Origin of the sequence: Aquabacterium sp. (assembly GCF_004297345.1) — a bacterium.
Taxonomy (GTDB): domain Bacteria; phylum Pseudomonadota; class Gammaproteobacteria; order Burkholderiales; family Burkholderiaceae_C; genus Aquabacterium.
This window is the reverse complement of record NZ_SCTN01000216.1, coordinates 1-3,005: the sequence shown is the minus strand read 5'-3', so window position 1 is coordinate 3,005 and position 3,005 is coordinate 1. Positions and strand designations below refer to the sequence as shown.

The following is a 3,005-nucleotide window of genomic DNA, read 5'->3' as shown; positions in this document are numbered from 1 at the left end:
CGACGCGAACGGGAGCGTCGTCGGGTCTTTCAAAAGCAATGGCACAGGCTCTCTGCGCGCCGCGCCAACGGATTTGCCGAGACCTGTGCGGCCAAGGCCAGGGGTCCTGATGGTCACGTCCTAGTGCTTCTGGACTACGGACCGACTGCAAATGCAACTGGCACGACTATGGCCATCACGAGGGTGGCAAACTGACGATCTAGACCATCTATGGACAGCAACGGACGCCCGCTGTCTCAAACTCAGTAGGTCGCCCGAAACTTCTCAGGGTGCTCCCTGAGCAGCGATGAAGAGGTCAGCATCACCGCAAGGTAAGCCTGATCCTCCTAGTGCTTTTCATTGAGCAGGGAACACGCGTCATAGAGCACCGAGACGCTGACCTCGTCGCATGCAAAGTGGTAGCCAATCGCTTGTCGAATCTGCGCATCCTTGCTTGGTTTCGGCTGCCGCAACGAATCCACATGGACGCCCTGCGCCAAGCTGGGCAATGGAAAGTCGTTCACAGCGCAGTAGCAATCGATGATGTGCTTGATGGCGCGCAACTTCGCACGCACCACATCTTCCGCGCGCGCATGATCAGTAGTTCCAAGATCAAGGCATTCATTCCACGCGGTGTATCAAGGCATCCTTCACTCCCAAGATCAAGTGCATTCATCGCGAAGTCAGCCCCAGTTCAAACAGCAAGCCTACGACATCGATCTCTGCGCCGCTGATGGGCCATCTGCCCGTGTCGCAATACGCTCGCTATATCTAGACTAGGCTCGAACACCCTCGACATCAATTTACATAGATGTGATGCGACGGCAAAAGGCAAGCCGCATTTCAAGGCAAGATTTGCTCATGAGCTCGACGCGTAATCCCATAAAACACACCTTTGAGACGGTCGATACCAAGACGGCTGAAACAGAGTTCTTTCTTCGACAGATGGCCCACCCGCCAAGTGAAGCGTCGTCTTTCAACTATCTCTTCAGCGCGTACGTCTCTGCAGCGCGCACGACGACGTTAGCCTTGCAGCAATTCAAGCACCTCCCAGGGTTCGAGGCGTGGTACGGTCCTCATCGCGATCGTCTTAAGCGCGAGCCACTGGCCAAGTTTTTTCTCGACACGCGCAACGATCACGTCCATGGAGGTCCATACCCGGTGACTGCATCCATGCACCATCGTGGAAAGTCCCTCTATTACTTTGATAGGGGTGCTAACGCGCCGGAGCGGCAAGACAACGACGTAGTTTCCATGTGCCGAGACTTCTTTGTCCTTCTTCTTGAGGTCGCGTACGACTGCTACGTGAAGCTTGGCGTGCATATCGATCCTCAACAGTACTACACGCGAGAGCACTTCGCCAAACTGGGCCGGACGATCGATGATGCCGAGGTTGAGGTTTGGGGCTGGGTGTGCACGTCGTTGATAAAAGAAGGGTGTGACGAAGACGATCGCTGGTATGAGCTGCGTGGGCAAGTCGGTGAATGCCTGATCAACCACCTCTTTTATGCATACTTGGGGCGGCCGACTCCACAGCCAGCACTTCCTGACCGTATCGCCGATTTCGCATTCAGCCCGGAGGACCGAGGGTGGACTCATGTACCTGCGGGCTTCGATTCGATTGAAGACTACGAGAAGCACCAAGCGCAATGCACTGACACCTAACCCTCTCGTGCAGAATGTGGGACTACCTGAACTGAAATTGGGCGATACCGCCAAGTGATGAGTGACATATCACGCCTGTTGATAAGTGACGAACTGGAGATCACCGATTTTCCAGTTTGTTTGGTTCTCGGGCTGATGTTCGTAGGCCGCTTGAAACTCAGGTATTTGCATCAGGCGGCCAAGTAGGGCGGCAAGGTTACTGGGACGTCCACCGGGCTCAACTGAAGTTGCCGCAACCAACAACTGCGCCATCGTTGCATAGAGCGCACCTTGACACGGTGCGATGTTCTTAAGCTGATGCGCGAAGTGCCGGGCGATTACGAGCTTGTAGATCCCATCTTCACGCAATGGAAAATCTGCACGAAGCACCTGCGGTAGTCCTTCAAGCCCTATGCTGCCTAGCCATGTCTGTGCTGCATCCAGCCATGACAGTGTTTCCTTCACAAGGCGCTCCCCACGAGTCCGCTCTGCGTGGATGCTTGTGCCGTAGGGGTCTTGGTGCTTCAACTGGCACAGCAAGACGGTTCCACTATCTTTCTCGATCACGACTAAGTCGATGTCCGTAAGCAGCTTCCCGTCAACCTTTGCCTTGATATTCTCCCGGAATTCCAATCCCGAAAATGACTTGCTCAGAATCCGCCGAACCGCCTGCTGGAGAGCACGCTCTCTGGACGTCTGGTTGCGGTCATAGTCCTTTGGGAAATGATGACGAAGTGATTCCAGGAGGAAGCGAAGCGGTTCACCGCGGGCGCCCGCAGGGCAGTGGATGAAACCCTCGTCGGAACACTGCACGATGAATGGGATCGGCACCCCAGGCGCAGAGACCAGATCCAAGCTGTGCCGTCCACATGAGAGAACGTCGAATACAGCCCTCGCCTGAGTTAGGTCAATTTGTTCAAAGCTCTCGTACTCAGCACCGAAGAAGTTCACTGCATCGCGCATGTCTGCGACAAACCCTTCGATGTCAGATGTGATCGTGAGTACGTTCTCCAGTGCGATGGATCGGTCCTTGGATACCAGCGCTTCGGCGAAAGCTTCGTGCCGCACATAGTTGGCGATCACGAACGTCAATGCAAGAACGTAGGTCTGATAGGTGATGCCGCCGAATCTGGTCGCGAAGTGAAAACTGTCGTAGCCCTCCTCCATCTGGAGCTGCAGTGAAGCCAGACCGAAAAAATAAATATCAAGCAGCGGGTCCGCTTCGTAGCCGATGTAGTGCGTAGCCCAGGGGTAGACCAGATCGGTTAGCTTTCGTTTGACTTCGTTGGCGAGCTTCATGCCCTGCTCTGTGTTCAGAAGGGTCACGAAGCGTTCCCGAGCATCCAGGATCAGGCGCTCAATAACTTCGCTTTCATGCCCCG

General features: G+C 55.0%; 3 protein-coding genes. 1 reads left to right on the top strand and 2 read right to left on the bottom strand.

Annotated elements, in window-relative coordinates:
* Positions 1 to 326: 326 nt before the first annotated feature.
* Positions 327 to 554 (bottom strand): hypothetical protein, encoded by a 228-nt coding sequence (locus tag EPO09_RS07810; protein ID WP_290641865.1) that lies wholly within the window; start codon positions 552 to 554, stop codon positions 327 to 329.
* 286 nt (positions 555 to 840) lie between these two features.
* Between EPO09_RS07810 and EPO09_RS07805 the strand changes: the two genes are divergently transcribed.
* Positions 841 to 1,644 carry a hypothetical protein gene (locus EPO09_RS07805; RefSeq protein ID WP_290641863.1) on the top strand — a complete coding sequence of 268 codons (804 nt, stop codon included), beginning with the start codon at positions 841 to 843 and terminating at the stop codon, positions 1,642 to 1,644.
* 69 nt (positions 1,645 to 1,713) lie between these two features.
* Here EPO09_RS07805 and EPO09_RS07800 read toward each other — a convergent pair.
* A partial coding sequence (locus EPO09_RS07800; protein WP_290641861.1) for a hypothetical protein occupies positions 1,714 to 3,005 on the bottom strand: 1,292 nt, incomplete at its 5' end.